This window comes from Paenibacillus sp. VCA1, assembly GCF_031583795.1.
Taxonomy (GTDB): Bacteria; Bacillota; Bacilli; order Paenibacillales; family Paenibacillaceae; genus Paenibacillus_AQ; species Paenibacillus_AQ albilobatus.
The window spans coordinates 734519-750904 of the sequence record NZ_JAVLSX010000001.1 but is presented as its reverse complement, the minus strand read 5'-3'; the positions used below and the strand labels follow the sequence as shown (position 1 = coordinate 750904).

General features: G+C 55.1%; 14 protein-coding genes. 2 read left to right on the top strand and 12 right to left on the bottom strand.

What is annotated here, in order from left to right; translation table 11 throughout:
• Positions 1–17: 17 nt before the first annotated feature.
• The 5 genes from RJP21_RS03250 to RJP21_RS03230 form a co-directional block, all read right to left on the bottom strand.
• On the bottom strand, positions 18–1742 hold the full coding sequence (locus tag RJP21_RS03250) for a cache domain-containing sensor histidine kinase (RefSeq protein WP_310858076.1): 1725 nt from the start codon (positions 1740–1742) through the stop codon (positions 18–20).
• A 135-nt stretch (positions 1743–1877) separates the two neighbouring features.
• Entirely contained in the window at positions 1878–2747 is an 870-nt protein-coding gene (locus RJP21_RS03245; protein WP_160038636.1) for a carbohydrate ABC transporter permease, read from the bottom strand.
• Complete coding sequence (locus RJP21_RS03240; RefSeq protein ID WP_310858075.1) at positions 2744–3700, bottom strand: carbohydrate ABC transporter permease; 957 nt, start codon at positions 3698–3700, stop codon at positions 2744–2746. The genes RJP21_RS03245 and RJP21_RS03240 overlap by 4 nt, the downstream gene beginning before the upstream one ends.
• A 204-nt stretch (positions 3701–3904) precedes the next feature.
• A complete protein-coding gene (locus tag RJP21_RS03235; protein ID WP_310858074.1) occupies positions 3905–5254 on the bottom strand; it encodes an ABC transporter substrate-binding protein in 1350 nt (449 codons plus the stop codon).
• A gap of 211 nt (positions 5255–5465) precedes the next feature.
• Positions 5466–5828: a winged helix-turn-helix transcriptional regulator gene (locus tag RJP21_RS03230; RefSeq protein ID WP_310858073.1), complete on the bottom strand. Its 363-nt coding sequence runs from the start codon at positions 5826–5828 to the stop codon at positions 5466–5468.
• Between the two features lie 269 nt (positions 5829–6097).
• Between RJP21_RS03230 and RJP21_RS03225 the strand changes: the two genes are divergently transcribed.
• A complete protein-coding gene (locus RJP21_RS03225; protein ID WP_310858072.1) occupies positions 6098–6637 on the top strand; it encodes an NAD(P)H-dependent oxidoreductase in 540 nt (179 codons plus the stop codon).
• Positions 6638–6844: 207 nt separating this feature from the next.
• Here RJP21_RS03225 and RJP21_RS03220 read toward each other — a convergent pair whose 3' ends face one another.
• The 6 genes from RJP21_RS03220 to RJP21_RS03195 form a co-directional block, all read right to left on the bottom strand.
• Complete coding sequence (locus tag RJP21_RS03220) at positions 6845–7111, bottom strand: hypothetical protein (protein WP_310858071.1); 267 nt, start codon at positions 7109–7111, stop codon at positions 6845–6847.
• 111 nt (positions 7112–7222) lie between these two features.
• Positions 7223–8092: an inositol monophosphatase family protein gene (locus RJP21_RS03215; protein WP_310858070.1), complete on the bottom strand. Its 870-nt coding sequence runs from the start codon at positions 8090–8092 to the stop codon at positions 7223–7225.
• 300 nt (positions 8093–8392) lie between these two features.
• Positions 8393–9394, bottom strand: a complete 1002-nt coding sequence (uvsE, locus tag RJP21_RS03210; protein ID WP_310858069.1) for a UV DNA damage repair endonuclease UvsE — start codon at positions 9392–9394, stop codon at positions 8393–8395.
• A gap of 32 nt (positions 9395–9426) precedes the next feature.
• Entirely contained in the window at positions 9427–9747 is a 321-nt protein-coding gene (locus RJP21_RS03205) for a hypothetical protein (protein WP_160038646.1), read from the bottom strand.
• A 121-nt stretch (positions 9748–9868) separates the two neighbouring features.
• Positions 9869–10963: a D-alanine--D-alanine ligase gene (locus tag RJP21_RS03200; RefSeq protein WP_310858068.1), complete on the bottom strand. Its 1095-nt coding sequence runs from the start codon at positions 10961–10963 to the stop codon at positions 9869–9871.
• A 66-nt stretch (positions 10964–11029) separates the two neighbouring features.
• Positions 11030–12049 carry an amidase domain-containing protein gene (locus tag RJP21_RS03195; protein WP_310858067.1) on the bottom strand — a complete coding sequence of 340 codons (1020 nt, stop codon included), beginning with the start codon at positions 12047–12049 and terminating at the stop codon, positions 11030–11032.
• Between the two features lie 447 nt (positions 12050–12496).
• Between RJP21_RS03195 and acnA the strand changes: the two genes are divergently transcribed.
• On the top strand, positions 12497–15211 hold the full coding sequence (acnA, locus tag RJP21_RS03190; RefSeq protein WP_310858066.1) for an aconitate hydratase AcnA: 2715 nt from the start codon (positions 12497–12499) through the stop codon (positions 15209–15211).
• Positions 15212–15406: 195 nt separating this feature from the next.
• Here the strand turns inward: acnA and RJP21_RS03185 are convergent, their stop codons facing one another.
• Entirely contained in the window at positions 15407–16375 is a 969-nt protein-coding gene (locus tag RJP21_RS03185) for a hypothetical protein (RefSeq protein ID WP_310858065.1), read from the bottom strand.
• Positions 16376–16386 lie beyond the last annotated feature (11 nt).

Below are 16386 nucleotides of genomic sequence, written 5' to 3'. Positions count from 1 at the left end.
CCCAGCGTCCCCTAAGCTCATGGCCCGATTTTGGGCAGCCGGATGCGGATGACCGACCCGCAGCCCGGAGATGAGCAGATCAGGATGCCGTAGGGGGAGCCGAACCGGATGCGCAGGCGTTCATGCACGTTTTTCAGGCCGACGCCGCTGTCGCGGTATTTTTTGGCCCCGCCGGGGTGTTCGTCCCCCAGATGCAGCAGCGTATCCTCGTCAAAGCCCGGACCGTTGTCGCTTACGTCTATGATGATGTCGCCGCCGGCATCCTTCGCTTCGATCCGGATCAGGCCTTTTTCCTCCATCGGCTCGATCGCGTGGTACAACGCGTTTTCCACGATCGGCTGAACGATCAGCTTCTGCGTCATATACAGCTTCAGCTGTTCCGGCAGCGCGATCTCGCATTCGAACCGGTCCTCGAAGCGGTATTTTTGGATGTTCATATAATGGCGGACATGCTCAAACTCCATATTCAGCGCGATCAGCTCGTGGTTTTCGCTGATGCTGATGCGCAGCAGCTTGCCGAGCGAAACGACCATTTTGCTGATATCCCGGTTCCCCGCCAGCACGGCCATGGAATTGATCGACTCCAGCGAATTGTATATGAAATGCGGGTTGATCTGAGCCACCAACGCCTGCATTTCGGCTTCCTTTTTGCGGGTCTGCTCGGTCTCCACCTGCTGAAGCAGCTCCTGGATCTGCCCGCTCATGCGGTTAAAGCCGTCGATCAGCAGATCCGTCTCGTCGAATCGCTCCACATGCGTCTGGATCGGCGTAAAAATGCCCTGCTTCACCCGTTTCATGCCGTTAACGGCGCTGATGATGCTGCGGACAAGTCTGCGGATGAAAAACTGGTCGAACCATAACGCCGACAGAAGCGAAAACAACACCAAAATAACGGCGATGTTGCGGATCGACACCGATTCGGAGCGGATCAGCTTCAAAGGAGTGACGGCGACAAGATACCACCCCTCGTTATGGGACGGCAAAAAGGTAATGAGCGATTTTTCATGCTGGTACGTATCGACGTAGTAATCTTTATTCTGGTGGAAACCATCGGCAAGAAACGGAAAACCCACCCTCTCGCCGACATGACCTCCGGATTTGTTGAACACGATGCTGCCCTCTTGATTGACGAGCAAAATATCGCCGCTTTTCAGCGTCGCGGATTCCCAAAACACCTGGTCCAATATGTCCGGCTTGACGTAAATGACGAGATACCCGATGTCCTCCAGCGAGTAATAGTCTTTGATGACGCGGGCGTGGATCATGACCGGCTTGCCCGTCTCCGCGGAGCCGTTTTCCCCGGGGCCGGACCAGATCGGCCTGCCTTCGGCCTTTTCCATGTCGGCAAACCACACTTGGCGTTTCATGTCGCTGTAGGACATGGGGGCGTTGTACTGGTATACGAGATCGGTTTTCGAATACAAGCTGAACGAAGCGATCATCGGATGATTGATGAGCAGATTGTTGATCTCCTGCTTGCGGTCGTAGGTCATCCCGGATCCTTGGTTTTTGAGCGCCTGCTGGATGGCCGGCTGCGTTATCGCCGCATTCGAGATCGAGTTGATTTCGCTGAGGGCGAATTTCAGCTTCCGGTCGGTTTCCAGCAGGGATATCCAGTAAAAATTGCTCGACTTTTTTTCCATCGCGCTCGAAAAGTTGTAATAGGAAACGGCGCCCATGACAATGACGGGTATAAACACGAGAAGAATAATAGCAAGCAGGATTTTGCGGCGGAGCTTCATGGCCTATCCTCCTGCGCCTTGGTCTGTGGCTTTACTCTATTATTCTTCATCATGCCTGATATTCCTTGCTTGAAACGCTGATAGCAAATCGCAGGCTGCGATCCGGCCGGGGCGCCCGGCCCAAAACGGCGGGCCTCAGCTTTTGACCGCACCGGAAGTCAAGCCGGCGATGACCCAGCGGCTGAACAGCAAGAATACGATCAGAAGCGGAAGCGTCGCCGTAAAGGTCGCGGACATGATCATGCCGTAATCGAGACCGTCCCGGTTGGAAAAAAGCTGCTGCAGCGCGATCTGGATCGTAAAATGCTCGCTGTTTTTCAGGACGACGAGCGGCCAGAAGAAATCGTTCCACACGTTCATGAAATTGAGAATGCCCAGCGTCGCCATGGCCGGCGTGATGACCGGAACGGCGATGCTCCAGAAAATCCGGAAATGCCCGCCCCCGTCGATCCGCCCGGATTCGATCAGCTCCGAATGCACGGCCGTCGCCGCATACTGGCGCATCCAAAAAATGCCGAAGGCGTTAACCATCGCCGGCACGATCAAGGCGCGGTACGTGTCAATCCAATGCAGCTTCGCCATGATGATGTACGTCGGCAGCACGCTTAGCTGGGACGGAACGAACAGCGTAGCGATCACGAAATAAAAAAGCGCGTTTTTCAGCGGAAATTCATACTTCGCAAACGCATACCCCGCCAGCGTGCAGAAGAAAACGACGGACAACGTCACCATCGACGAGACAAACAGGGAATTCAGCAGCGCCTGAAAAAAATCCGTCCGCTCCAGCACGCGCTGGAAATTGTTGAAGAACTCCCCTCCGATCGTGAGCAGCGGCGGAATGTGGAACACCGCGCCGCGGTCGTTCGTGGCGATGACGAACATCCAATAAAACGGGAAGATCGATATCAAGGCGCCGATGATAAGGAGCACATAAAATACCGTTTTGCCGAAAACTCCGGCTCCGCCGGGCGCTTTCGAAGCTGGGGTCCAACTGCTTGCGCTCATGCTTTGCCACCTCCCGTGTCGCCTTCCATCCGGTTCGATACCCACATGTTGATCATGGAGAAAATGATCGTAATGATGAACAGCATGACCGCGGTCGCCGCCGCCGTGCCGAAGAAGCCGTTACGGAATGCTTCGCTGTACAGGTACGTGACCATGGTGATGCCTTCCTGCCGCGTGGAGCCCGTTCCCGATTGCCCGAGATACACGTAAGGCTCCGTAAAGAGCTGCAGTGCCCCGATGGTCGAAATGAGGGTGACGAACACGATAAACGGCTTCAAAAGCGGCATCGTGATGTACAGCAGCTGCTGGCGCCGGTTCGCGCCGTCGATGCGGGCCGCCTCGTACAGGTCGAGAGGTATGCTTTGCAGGCCGGACAGGAAAATGATTGCGTTGTAGCCCGTCCAGCGCCACATGACCATCGTGGAGATGGCGATCTTGACGCCCCACCAGCCGGAGTTGAAGGCCATGCTTTCAAGTCCCATTTGATGGAGCAGCCAGTTGATCATGCCGTTGTTGCCGAACATCGTGCTGAACACGAGCGTCACGGCCACGATGGACGTAATGTTCGGCATGAAAAAGAGGACGCGGAACGTTTTTTTGAACCGGGTCATCGCCGAATTCAGCATGACCGCCAGCAGCAGCGCAATGATCAGCTGCGGAACGGTGCCCATAACGCCCATAATGAGCGTGTTCACGAACGACGTCCAAAACAGGGGATCGCTTGTTACCAGATCGTAGTTTTTCATGCCGACATAAGTCATCGGCCCGAGCGCATCCCATTTGAAAAACGACAAATAAATGGTGAAGAAAATCGGGTATAAGCCAAAAATCGCAAACAAAATAAAAAAAGGCGATATGAACGTATAGGCCGTTAACCGGCTTCGCCTTTGCTCGGTCCAAAAAGGCCGCCTGCCTGCCGAAACGGGCCGCGCGGCGGTGACGGGTTCTGCCATGACGCACCTCCGTGAAGTCTCTTAAAATTATCGGAATCCGCCGGGGAGGCGACTGCCTAACACCCAGCGGATTCGCGAATAAACATTGCACCATTCCATTGGTTGCAGCCTCAAACGGCTGATCGGCCGGAGAGCAGTTCACGATCCCCGGTCAAACCGTTCCGGTTCGAGTTGGCTCAACGAGCCGCGTGCTTCTGCTTGCTTCTAGCTGCGGGCCGCCAGCGTTTTCGCCTTCTCGACCGCCGCGTCCCATTCCTTGGCCGGATCGGCTTTTTTCTCAAGCACGTTTTTCAAAGCGTCCTTGAAGAAGGTGTCGGTTTGGTCATGCAGCGGGCCGTAATAGACCGGTTTTACGCGCTGAGCGGCTTTGCCGTATTCCACGGCCGTCGCTTGGCCGCCGAAAAATTCGTCCTTGAAGCCGGTAAAGGCTTCATCCGTATACAGCGCCGGAATCGAAGGCATGAGGCCTTTGGATTTGAACGACTCCAGCTGATTTTCCTTGCTGTCTAGCCATGCGATGAATTCATACGCTTCCTTCGGATGTTTGCCCTGCTTCGGCAGCGTCAGGAACGAACCACCCCAGTTGCCCGCGCCTTCGGGAAGCTGGGTGATTCTCCATTTGCCGGCGGAATCCGGCCCGTTGCTCTTGATGTTGCCGGCCATCCACGCCGGGCCGAGCATCACTTCGAAACCGCCGTCGTTTATCGCCTGACCCCATTCCGGAGACCACAGCAGCGTGTTGCCGATCCATCCTTCCTGGATGCCTTTGACGGTAAAGTCGAACGCCTTTTTCACCTGCGGATTTTTGTCGCCGATAAAGGAGCCGTCCGCTTTGCTGAAATAGATCTCCCCGTCGGATTGGTCCCGAACGCCGTTGTAGACGAGGTCCGTCAAGTCGGCGAACGGCTTGCCGGTTTTTTCCTTGAACTGCTTCGCCACGGCGGCGAATTTATCCCAGGTGTCGATCGCTTTGCCGAATTCCTCCGGATCCGTCGGCAGCCCGGCCTGTTCTGCCAGGTCGGTGCGATAGTAGGCGACGGTCGGCCCGATATCCGTCGGCAATCCGATCTGGAAGCTGCCGTCCTTGGAAGACCCCTGTTTCCATTTCCAGTCCAGATAGTTGCCGGCGATATCTTTCGCGCCTAAATCGTTCAGGTTGTAAAATTTGTCCTCGGCCGTAATAAAGCGCTCCATGAATCCGATTTCGAGCATGAAGATGTCGGGCGCCCCGGAACCCGCGGACAGCGCCGTCGTCAGGTTGTTGTGGTGGGCCGTCTGGTCGGACGTATTTTGAAATTTGATCGTCACGTTCGGATGTTCCTTCGTGTACTCCTTGCCGAGCTCCTCGTAGTTGGTCGTTCCGAGCGACCAGAAGGTGAGCTCCACTTTTTCGCCATCGTCTTTTTTGTCGTCGGTTTGCGCGGCCGAATTGTCCGTCGTCTTCTCCGGCGTCGTTTGGGCGTCCTGCGTGCCGCTTTTCCCTCCGCACGCCGCCAGCGACGCCGTCAGCAGCAGCGAAAGCAGCAGCAGCGACCATGTTTTGCCTCGTTTCATTTTTCTTTTCCCCTCTCGAAAATAGGTTTGACGTTTGACAAGGTTCAGTCTACCGGAGCGGGCGGGAAATTTTGAGGAGGCAATATTTCGATTTCAGGTTGAAATTATTACGGCACGAAAAAAACGCCGTGGGATTCCCACGGCGTTTTTGGCACACTTCATTATTTTTTTCGATTCGAAAACGGCCGGCCCGGCAAACGAAAGAGACAAGTCACCTGCTCATCCGCTCCTCCTCGAAACCGCTCATGAACTCCCGATGATTGTACCCCCATCCGCACATATCTTTAAGCACAGAGCTTAACGACTTTCCGTGCTCGGTCAGCGAATATTCGACCTTGGGCGGAATTTCCTGATAAATCTTCCGGGTGATCAGCTTGTCGCGCTCCAGCTCGCGAAGCTGGTTGGTGAGCATGCCCTGCGTTATGTTGGGGAGCTGCCTCCGCAATTCCCCGAACCGTTTGGTGCCCTCATGGAGCAATATGAACAAAATCAGCGGCTTCCATTTGCCTCCGATCGCATGCAGCGTCGCCATGATTCCTTCCGTGCCCCCGGGGCGGCGATCAACCGTGCTCATGTTCTTTCGTCCCCTTTCCCTTTCCGATCGGTTTCGGTTTTTTCCATCTTATCAAAACGCGCCGTGATCTTACAGTACTCTTATTTCTCGGACATAGTACGTTTTTCGGTACTATCCTGCAACCCGCGTCTGAACCGATGGTACGTTTTGAGAGACCTGGTATGAAAAAAAAGCGTACTTTTCAGAAAACGGAATCGGAACCATACTGAAGATGAATCAAACGAATGCAGCATTTTAAACCATGTTAATCAACGAAAGGATGATTCAATATGAAAACGATGATCCTTGCGGCGCACCCCGATCTCGCCGCTTCCAAAGCCAATCGAGCGCTCATTGACGCGGTGAATGAAGAACAAGACATTTTTGTCCACGACCTTTACGCCGAATATCCCGACTGGAACGTCGACATCGCTCGCGAACAGCGGCTGTTGACCGAACATGACCGAATTGTGCTGCAGTTTCCTTTTTATTGGTACAGCACGCCGCCCCTCCTCAAAAAGTGGTTCGACGACGTGATCATATCCGGTTGGGCTTACGGCCCCGGCGGGGAGCATTTGAAGGGGAAGGAATTCATGGTGGCCACCACGGCGGGAGGAACGGAGAAATCTTTTCAAGCTGGCGGAGACAACTGGTATACGATCAGCGAATATTTGAAACCGATTCAGGGGACGATCAACAAATGCAGCGGCCTGTTTCTCCCCCCATTCGTCGTTTACGATGCCAATCGGGCGGACGGCTCCCGTTTGCGGCAAGAGGGGCGGCGGTTTGCAGAGCATATACGTAAACCTTATCGTGTCTTGGTTCATTAAAAGCGATTATTAAGCCGTTAAAAAATGGGCCGCATAAAAAATCCAGCCTATAAAACGATGTCTATCGAGGTATATTCATTTGGAGGGAGAACTGCATTGCGCCGATTTTTTTTGCGCTGCTTAGCCGAACGTGAGGCATATCCTTTCTCCTATTATCTAAAAAAAAAAGCGGACGCAAGTGAAATATCCACTCCGTCCGCTTCTCCTTTATTCCTTATCCAGCCCGGATTCGGGCTTGGTTTCCCTTTGTTTCGTCCGTTCCAAATAACGGTCGTACCGGTCGTCCAGCTCGCGCGCGATGCTGCGGTATTTCAGCGTCTCTTCCACGATCGGATCCATTTTGGTCTGAATCCGGATTTCATACCGGGGCGAGATGAGCTCCCGCTCCTGCTCCTTGCGGTGATGCTGATCCTCCATTTCGCCTTCGGTTAGCATCTCACTAAGCTGACGCTCCAGTTCGTGTTTTTCGCTCATAGCAGGACACTCCTTTTTGCGATAGATTCAGCACCCGAACATCGGTGCCGCACGATATTTGTTATCCCTAAAACCGGGGAATGAAACGATCTTTAAAAGGCTTCAAGACATTTAGACGTTTTCAAGCCCGGTAGCCGCGGCTTCCTTCAAAGCCTGCACAAGCTCCGAATGTACGGCCCCGTTCGTCGCCGCAATATGGCGCGTGCGGAGGGAATAAGGATTCCCTGCCGTATCGGTAATCTGTCCGCCCGACTCCATCACCATCAGCGCTCCCGCTGCGGTATCCCAGGCGTTCAGGCCGATTTCCCAGAATCCCGTCAGCCGGCCTGCGGCAACATAGGCCAAATGCAGCGCAGCCGATCCGCCGGAACGGATGTTGCGGACCTTCGGCGCCAAATAAGCCAAGCCCGCCATATTTACCGGCAGCGTGCCGGCCAAGTCTACCGGGAACCCGGTAGCCAGCAAGCTTTCCTCAAGCTTGGCCTCGTCCGACACCTGCATGCGCTTGCCGTGAACATAGGCGCCTTTGCCTTTTTCGGCGACGAACATTTCGTCGCGCGACGGATCGTAGATGACGCCGACGATAATCTCGCCTTTATGCGCCAGCGCAATCGATACGGAGAAAAACGGAAAACCGTGCACGAAATTGGTCGTGCCGTCCACAGGATCGACGATCCATAAGTATTCTTCTTCCGCATATTTCTCGAGCGCTTGGGCCGAAGCCTCCGGACCGGGGGCGACGCCTTCCTCCCCGAGAATGGCATGATCCGGGAAATGGGTGAATATCAGTTTGCGGATCATCGATTCCGCTCCTTTATCCACTTCCGTCACCAGATCGCTGACCGCGGATTTGGTATTTAATTGTTTTACGGTGCCCAATCTGCTTTTAATCCATTCTCCCGCTTTGGAAGCGGCATTGATCGCCACAGCGGTATAGCTTTTGCTTGTCACGACATAAGGAGTTTTTTCCTTTTGGTTCAAAGCGCTCACTCTACTTTCTGTGTTATCGTAAAAAACATCGACCGATGTCTGTTCAATGAAGAGACCGCGTATAGCGGAAGGTTTCCCATGAGATAAAACTCGTGTCCTTCATCCCGATGCCTGCATTTCCCTGCTTATCCTCGGCACCTCGGAAGGCCCGATTCTTGCAGCTATCATCTTTAAAATATACGTAGTGAAAGATTTAAAGTTTCGCCTGTTTTCGCAGGGGAAGGCAAAACCCGCGCGAGCCCGGAAAGCTTTGCGCAGAGCCGTTTTCGCCCGTCCCGTCGTTCCTTTGAATCAACCCCGGATTTCAATGCTCGCTCCGTCCAGAATCCGGACTCCTTCGGATGAATAACCGGCCAAATGTTTCATCAGGTCAAAAAGGGCCGCGTCTTTATGTTTGGCTTCGATCATCACGTCGACCGCGGGAGTGTTATCGGCAATGCGGCGCAAAAAAGCAAGCAACGGCTCCGGATCGACCAGGTCGGCATGGCTGCGCGGATCGCTTTCGCTTTTCGGGCTGGAAACATGGATTTTCGGCGGCAGCGGACGGTCCCGATCCGCATCTTGCTGCGCAAGAGGCCCGGACCACGTCCTCAGAATGCCGGGCCAAAGCTCCCATGGCTGCTCGCCGTCATTGTTCACCCATTGGTGGTGCAGGTCCAGCACCATCGGCAGGCCGGTTGCCCGGCAAACCTCCAACGTTTCGGCCGCCGTGAACGTCTTGTCGTCGTTTTCGAGCGTCAGGCGCTCCTGGATCTCCCGTTCCAGCACGCGGAAGTGCTCTTTGAAGCGTTCGGCCGCAGACGGCTTGTCTTTGTAGGCTCCTCCGATATGGATATTGTTTTTCGCGGTAGCGTTCAGCCCCATCGCCTTCAGCATCGCGACATGGTGCCTAAGGTCCCGGATAGAGTTCCGCAAAACTTCCTGTCTTGGCGTGCTGAGCACCGTAAAATGATCCGGATGGAAAGACACCCTCATGCCGTGTTCGCGAACGTATCGACCCACTTCCCCAAAAGCGTCTCCAAGAGCTGCAAACGGGTCCCAATCCTGCAAATCCTCATGGGTCGCAAGCGGGATCAGCTTGGAAGAAAAACGGTAAACCCGGATGTCATGGGCGTAATTGTGCTTCAGCAGCCTTAGCGTATTGTGCAAATTCCCTTCCGCAATCCGCTCCAGCTTCCGAATGGCCGCCTCCCGGTCACTCAGCTTGCGAAAACTCGTCAGCGTCATCGTTTTGGACGGGGAAGCGTCCTGAACCGACATCGACATGGCCACATAGCCGAACCTTACGATCATATTTCCGCTCCTTATGGTCTGTAATGAACACCTTAAGGATTATGTTCCCCAAAAAACATTTCGTAAGCCAAGGCGGTCTGAATTCGCGATTCCTCGTCGTTCAGCTTGCGGATCAGCTCCATTTCGACCTCGGTCACCTCTTGGCCCTGGAAGTTGATTTCCGCGATGCAGCCCACGATTTTGACGATGGCCACGGCGACGTTTTCCGGCGTATACGCAATCACCTTCTGGCCCGTCGGAAAAACGCGGAAGCCCTGCTTCACCATTTTGCCGCGCCCGTATTCCATCAGCTCGTACAGCTCCTGCTCGCTCTTGAACTTGCATACGGAGTTGAATTCCGTTTGAAATCCCATCCATGCACCCTCCCTTTCGGCATAAAATCGGCCTTCCAATGCTTAAAAGGTGCCCGGGCCTTCAACTGCGCCGGCCGGACACCTTATGAAACGTTTGTTCATCCCCAACGGGCGCCGCCGCTTACGCTTCGTTCGTGTAGCTCAGCGCCTGTTTGCTTTCGTAACGCTCGAATGCCAGCCCGATCATCCGGTCGAGCAGCGCCTGATAGCTGAGGCCCGTTTCCCTCCACAGCAGCGGATACATGCTGTACGGGGTAAAGCCCGGCATCGTGTTGACCTCGTTGATCAGAATCGCGCCGTCCGACTTGCGGAGGAAAAAGTCCGCGCGGGTAATGCCGCTGCCTTCGATCGCTTGGAACGCGACCAAAGCCGCCTCGCGGAGACGGTCCGCCACGTCGGGGTCCACCGGAGCCGGAATGATCATTTCCGATTGCCCGTCGGTATATTTGGCCGCGTAATCGTAATAATCCGCCGAGGAGACGATTTCGCCCGGAACCGAAGCCATCGGCTCCTGGTTGCCGAGAACGGCCACCTCCACCTCGCGGGCGTCGACGAATTCTTCGACGATGACCTTCAGGTCGTACCGGAACGCCAGCTCAACCGCGCGCTCCAGCTCTTCACGGTTTCTCGCCTTGGAAATCCCGACGCTTGATCCGAGATTGGCAGGCTTGACGAAGCACGGGTAGCCAAGTTCGTCTTCTACGCCCATGATTAGATGGAAGCTGCCTTGTTCCCATTGATGTTTGGTGAAATGGCAAAATTTGCACTGCGGAAGGCCGGCTTGGGCGAACAGCTTTTTCATCACGACCTTATCCATTCCGGCCGCCGACGCCAGCACGCCCGCTCCGACATACGGAATGTTGGCCATTTCGAACAGACCCTGGATGGTGCCGTCCTCGCCGTACGTTCCGTGAAGAAGCGGAAACATCAGATCAACGGCCGCTTCCCCGCCGTACATCCGGCTGAAAATCGCCCCAAGCGCCGCTTCCGTGCCTTCGCTGCCGTGCTCGAGCTTCAGCTTCTCCACCTTGTCTAAAGGCGCGGATAGCGCGGAGCCTTTTCTCCATTCCCCCTGCTTCGTGATGTAAAACGGGATCAGCTCGTATTTATCGTAATCAAAGGCGTTCATGACCGCAAAAGCCGTCTGCAGCGACACCTCGTGCTCGCCTGATTTGCCGCCGTAAACCAGCCCTACGGTTGTTTTGTTGTTCCCCATGCCTAACCTCTCTCTTTTTCGCTGTATTGCAGGCTGCTCCTGCTGTCGTACTTACATGATAACGTTCTAGAAGTAGTCCGGGATATGCAAAAAGCGGTATGCGGTGTTTTCGGTCCACGCATAGGAATCCTTGTAATCCCAGTAGCGCTGCCTGCTGCTGACCGTGTGCGCGTTGACCAGCGGCTGCCCGCCGGCATCAAAAGCGGTCACAATGGTCGAATGCTGGAAGGAGCCGTCCCCGTCCCAGTCATAAAAAATGACGTCGCCGAGCATAAGCTGCTCCGGGCGCTCCACGATTTCCCCGCGGGTTCCCCACGCGCTTCCCGCCAAAAAAGCGGCCATCGCGTTGGAAACGGCCCAGCTGTAGCTCCACCATTCTTTGCCGCCGACGTATCCCTTGTACCACCAGCCCGTTTCCCTTCTTCCAGTATAGTTGATTGGCGCGCCGCCTGCAAAGAGACATTGGGAAATGTAATTGGTGCAATCGACGTCGAATACGGCGAATTCGGGGTTATTGGAATTCCACCATCTGTCGGCATACGCGGCCGCTTCCTCCCGCCGGTACCGGACGGATTTGCGCCCGATGCCGCCGCCAAGAATATACGGGTTCAGGTAAGGCTGCGGGCTGCCGTCGTATGATTGCTGGTAGCCGATCTGCTGCGGCCCGGCATAAACGTCCAGGCCCGATGCGGGGGGATGTTTTTCGGGCGTCAGATGCTCCACGGACACGATGACCCACTCGTCCCCGTCGCGAATAAGCGTCAGGCGCTCCCGCTGAATGATTTCTTCGGCATGGGTCACGCCGCCTTTTTCGTAAAAAAGCTGCACGTGCAGCAGCACGTCGATAACCGCCTCATCCGGCGAATCCTGGATCGTCCGCAGCAGCTTGGCCCTCGTTTCGCTGCGAAGGGGCCGGGCTCCACGCTCCGCGTACCACTCGGAAAGCCGGGCGGAGCGCTCCGCTCTGGCCATCAGGTAGGCCGGATCGGCCACCACCTGCTGCGTATGCTGCGATCTGTAATCGATCTGCAGCTGGTTATATTGATTCACATAGGTGTAAAGTGTCTGCTTCCATTCCTTCTCCATTTGCTTGATTCCCCTCTCGTTTCCGTTACTTGCAGCCGTTTCAGCCCGAGACGGGCGAACCATGAACAAGCGATGCAACGGCCTCTTATATAACGTATATGAACCTGAACGAGCCGCTATGAGCTTCAGTTCGTTCACGGTTGACCGGAGCGGTATGGGGAAAGAATGATAGGCAGCGGGTTTGGCGAGCCTAATTCATTGGCGGAACAAGGATCGTCGGCCCTTTGGGCGTTAGTTCCCCCGCCTTGGATCCATCTTTTCGTTTCATATAAATAGACGCAAAAAGTTCTTTACTCACCGGCTTGTAAACGGTATACTAAAAACAAACCTCACTATTTTGAAATTATGTTTCATCTAGTGAAACAGGAACGGCAAAGTGATGGCCTTATCGCTTACCGCATCCCACCGAAAATGTTCACAAAAGCACATTCTCAAGGAGGTACATGTATGACAGCAAAGGATCAATTCTCCACTGCCCGCAGCCTGGAAGTCGGCGGCAAAACATACCGCTATTACAGCCTGCAGGCGCTTGAAGAACAGGGACTCGGCAACATTTCGAAGCTCCCGTTCTCGATCAGAGTGCTTCTGGAAGCCGCTGTCCGCCAGTTTGACGGCCGCGCGATTACCGAGGAGCATATCAACCAGCTGGCCAAATGGAGCGAAGGCGTCGGCCGCAACAAAGAGATTCCGTTTATCCCTGCCCGGATCGTGCTCCAAGACTTCACCGGCGTGCCGGTTGTCGTCGACCTTGCCGCGATGCGCGACACGGTGAAAAAAGCGGGCGGAGATCCGAAGAAGATCAACCCGCTCGTACCGGTCGACCTCGTTATCGACCACTCCGTTATGGTTGATGCCTTCGGCACACCCCAGGCGCTGAACTACAACATGGAAGTCGAATTCGAGCGCAACGAAGAGCGCTACCGCTTCCTGCGCTGGGCGCAAACGGCGTTCAACAACTTCCGCGCGGTTCCTCCGGCTACGGGTATCGTTCACCAGGTCAACCTGGAATACCTTGCATCGGTAGCGGCCACCAAAACGATTGACGGCGAAACCGTCGTATACCCTGACTCCCTCGTCGGAACGGACTCCCATACGACGATGATCAACGGTCTTGGCGTCGTAGGCTGGGGCGTCGGCGGCATCGAGGCTGAAGCCGGCATGCTCGGGCAGCCGCTTTATTTCGTCACTCCGGACGTCATCGGCTTCAAGCTGACGGGCAGCCTCACGGAAGGCGCAACCGCGACCGACCTGGCCCTGACGGTAACCGAAATGCTGCGCAAAAAAGGCGTTGTCGGCAAATTCGTCGAATTCTTCGGCCCCGGGCTTGCCAACATCAGCCTGGCGGACCGCGCGACCGTAGCCAATATGGCACCGGAATACGGCGCAACCATCGGCTTCTTCCCGGTTGACAGCGAAACGCTGTCCTACCTGCGCAACACCGGCCGCTCCGATGAACAAGTCGAACTGGTCGAAGCCTACTATAAAGCACAAAACATGTTCCGTACGGCCGACACGGAAGACCCTGAGTTCACGGACATCATCGAACTCGACCTGGCTTCCGTCGTACCGAGCCTTGCCGGTCCTAAACGTCCGCAGGACCGCATCGAGCTGACGAACATGAAAAAAGCCTTTAACGACATCGTGCGCACGCCGATCGAAAAAGGCGGATACGGCCTCAGCGATGCCAAAATCGAAGAAAAAGTGACCGTGAAGCATGCGGACGGCACCACCAGCCAAATGGGAACCGGCGCCGTCGTGATCGCCGCGATCACAAGCTGTACCAACACATCCAACCCAAGCGTTATGCTGGGCGCGGGCATCTTGGCGAAAAAAGCGGTTGAACGCGGCCTGAAAAAACCGGGCTACGTGAAAAGCAGCTTGACGCCGGGCTCGCTGGTCGTTACCGAATACCTGGAAAAAGCAGGCCTGCTTGAGTCCCTGGAAGCGCTCGGCTTCTACGTTGCAGGTTACGGCTGCGCGACATGTATCGGCAACTCCGGTCCGCTTCCGGATGAAGTCAGCCAAGCGATTGCCGACAACGACATGACCGTTGCCGCCGTATTGTCCGGCAACCGGAACTTCGAAGGCCGCGTCCATGCGCAGGTCAAAGCCAACTACCTGGCTTCGCCTCCGCTCGTGGTGGCATACGCGCTGGCCGGAACGGTCAACATCGACCTGCAAAACGACCCGATCGGCCACGACCAACAGGGTGAGCCTGTATATCTGAAAGATATTTGGCCGACTTCCGCGGAAATCAAGGAAGCGATGAACCAATCCATGAACGCGGAAATGTTCCGCAAAAAATACGCGAACGTCTTTACCGCCAACGAACGCTGGAACGCGATTCCGGTTCCGGAAGGCGAACTGTACGAGTGGGACGAAAAATCCACTTACATCCAAAACCCGCCGTTCTTCAAGAACCTGGGAACGGAGCTGGATGACATTAAAGACATCAACGCGGCAAACGTACTGGCGCTGCTTGGAGATTCCGTCACGACCGACCACATCTCCCCTGCCGGCAACATCTCGCCGACCAGCCCAGCAGGCCTGTACTTGAAAGAACACGGCGTCGAACGCAAAAACTTCAACTCCTACGGCTCCCGCCGCGGTAACCATGAAGTCATGATGCGCGGCACGTTCGCCAACATCCGGATCCGCAACCAGGTTGCGCCTGGAACCGAAGGCGGCGTCACGACTTACCTGCCGACGGATGAAGTGATGTCCATTTACGATGCTTCCATGAAGTATCAAAGCGAAGACCGCAACCTGGTCGTCATCGCTGGCAAGGAATACGGGACGGGAAGCTCCCGCGACTGGGCGGCTAAAGGTACGTTCCTGCTTGGCGTCAAAGCCGTCATCGCCGAAAGCTTCGAACGGATTCACCGCAGCAACCTTGTCGGCATGGGCGTGCTTCCGCTGCAGTTCCAAGAAGGAGCCGGCTGGAAGAGCCTCGGCCTGACAGGCAGGGAAACATTCGACATCGTGGGTCTGAGCAACGACGTGCAGCCTGGCCAGTCGCTGACCGTGAAAGCGACGCGCGAGGACGGCACGACCTTCGAATTCCCGGTTACGGCACGTCTGGACAGCATGGTGGACGTGGATTACTACCACAATGGCGGCATCCTGCAAACGGTGCTTCGCCAAATGATCGCAAACCAATAATCGTTTTATTGGAGGATATTGCAAAATTCAAATCGCGACTTCAAGCGAATTTTGCAATATCCCAAATGTAAAAAGGCGTTCCTTAAGCCATGGTCAAAATGGCTTTGGGAACGCCTTTTTTGCTGTATTTTTTCATTCATCGCCAGCTTATAACATTTACAATGCCGTACCGCATTACCAGCGTGCATACGCAGACTAACGCAACCCGATATGATCAAATCGGTTTCGGATCCGCTCTTGCATAAATGTTTTGATCTGACCGATCGCCCCGTGCTCCGCCTGCTGCGCTTCATCAAATAGAAGAACAAGGCTTTGCTCTTTGCGCTTCATTTTGTTGTGATCACCGTCCATGGCTCCCATCACCTTCTGAAAGGCGTCCGCCACACTCCGATACCCATCAGCCGCCGGTTCAAGCTGTGGCCACAGGCGGCTCAGCATTTCCATATATTCACTGACGTCTCGTTTGGCAGCCGCGTAACTTTCGAAAACGCCGGCAGCCTGCACGGGATCGTATGCCCCATCGGATAAAGCTTGCTTAATTGCATCATAAGCGGCAAATCCGCAGGCATAATCGGCTTCCGGCAGTACCCGGTCAGGTGTTTCCCATTTGTAGGCGGCCTGCATCAAAGATTCTTTATATATTTCGAGCGGATCGAGCTCCACCGTTCCTTCGAAGACCTGATAATACCAATATGGGGACTCGTTTTGTCCGAATTCATCGTATGGCAGCCGCTGCAGCCCAAGTCCTCCGCCGTCGTCATAATACAGGATCCCATCCTCGTCATCATACCCTGCCGCAATGGCAAAGCCATCTTTCCAAAACACGGCTCCAACTCCCCGATCCAGCGAAGCCTTGATTTGCCCAATCGCTGCATCCCTGTAGAGCGGAAACGTCGGATGAAAAGAAAATCCGGCCGATGACGAAGCCGTGACCCCCACAAAATCCGCGGCAAGAAAGTTTTCCGCCATCCAATTGTAAGCCGTCGGCGATTCGGCGGTTAAACGCCGATGGACCGCAAACCGGAAACCTGTGACGGTCACTCCGGACAGCACAGCCTTGGAATACGTCGTCCAACCGGCATGGGTTAGCACCGCATGCATGGCATCGACATAGGATCGGGACTCTATGGTCATACCCAAATTCTTCAGAATCTTTTTCCCCATCCCTTTCCCCC

What these genes read in the sequence shown, in the direction of transcription:
- RJP21_RS03250 (WP_310858076.1), bottom strand. Translation starts at nt 1,742, where the DNA reads ATGAAGCTCCGCCGCAAAATCCTGCTTGCTATTATTCTTCTCGTGTTT.
- RJP21_RS03245 (WP_160038636.1), bottom strand. Translation starts at nt 2,747, where the DNA reads ATGAGCGCAAGCAGTTGGACCCCAGCTTCGAAAGCGCCCGGCGGAGCC.
- RJP21_RS03240 (WP_310858075.1), bottom strand. Translation starts at nt 3,700, where the DNA reads ATGGCAGAACCCGTCACCGCCGCGCGGCCCGTTTCGGCAGGCAGGCGG.
- RJP21_RS03235 (WP_310858074.1), bottom strand. Translation starts at nt 5,254, where the DNA reads ATGAAACGAGGCAAAACATGGTCGCTGCTGCTGCTTTCGCTGCTGCTG.
- RJP21_RS03230 (WP_310858073.1), bottom strand. Translation starts at nt 5,828, where the DNA reads ATGAGCACGGTTGATCGCCGCCCCGGGGGCACGGAAGGAATCATGGCG.
- RJP21_RS03225 (WP_310858072.1), top strand. Translation starts at nt 6,098, where the DNA reads ATGAAAACGATGATCCTTGCGGCGCACCCCGATCTCGCCGCTTCCAAA.
- RJP21_RS03220 (WP_310858071.1), bottom strand. Translation starts at nt 7,111, where the DNA reads ATGAGCGAAAAACACGAACTGGAGCGTCAGCTTAGTGAGATGCTAACC.
- uvsE (WP_310858069.1), bottom strand. Translation starts at nt 9,394, where the DNA reads ATGATCGTAAGGTTCGGCTATGTGGCCATGTCGATGTCGGTTCAGGAC.
- RJP21_RS03205 (WP_160038646.1), bottom strand. Translation starts at nt 9,747, where the DNA reads ATGGGATTTCAAACGGAATTCAACTCCGTATGCAAGTTCAAGAGCGAG.
- RJP21_RS03200 (WP_310858068.1), bottom strand. Translation starts at nt 10,963, where the DNA reads ATGGGGAACAACAAAACAACCGTAGGGCTGGTTTACGGCGGCAAATCA.
- RJP21_RS03195 (WP_310858067.1), bottom strand. Translation starts at nt 12,049, where the DNA reads ATGGAGAAGGAATGGAAGCAGACACTTTACACCTATGTGAATCAATAT.
- acnA (WP_310858066.1), top strand. Translation starts at nt 12,497, where the DNA reads ATGACAGCAAAGGATCAATTCTCCACTGCCCGCAGCCTGGAAGTCGGC.
- RJP21_RS03185 (WP_310858065.1), bottom strand. Translation starts at nt 16,375, where the DNA reads ATGGGGAAAAAGATTCTGAAGAATTTGGGTATGACCATAGAGTCCCGA.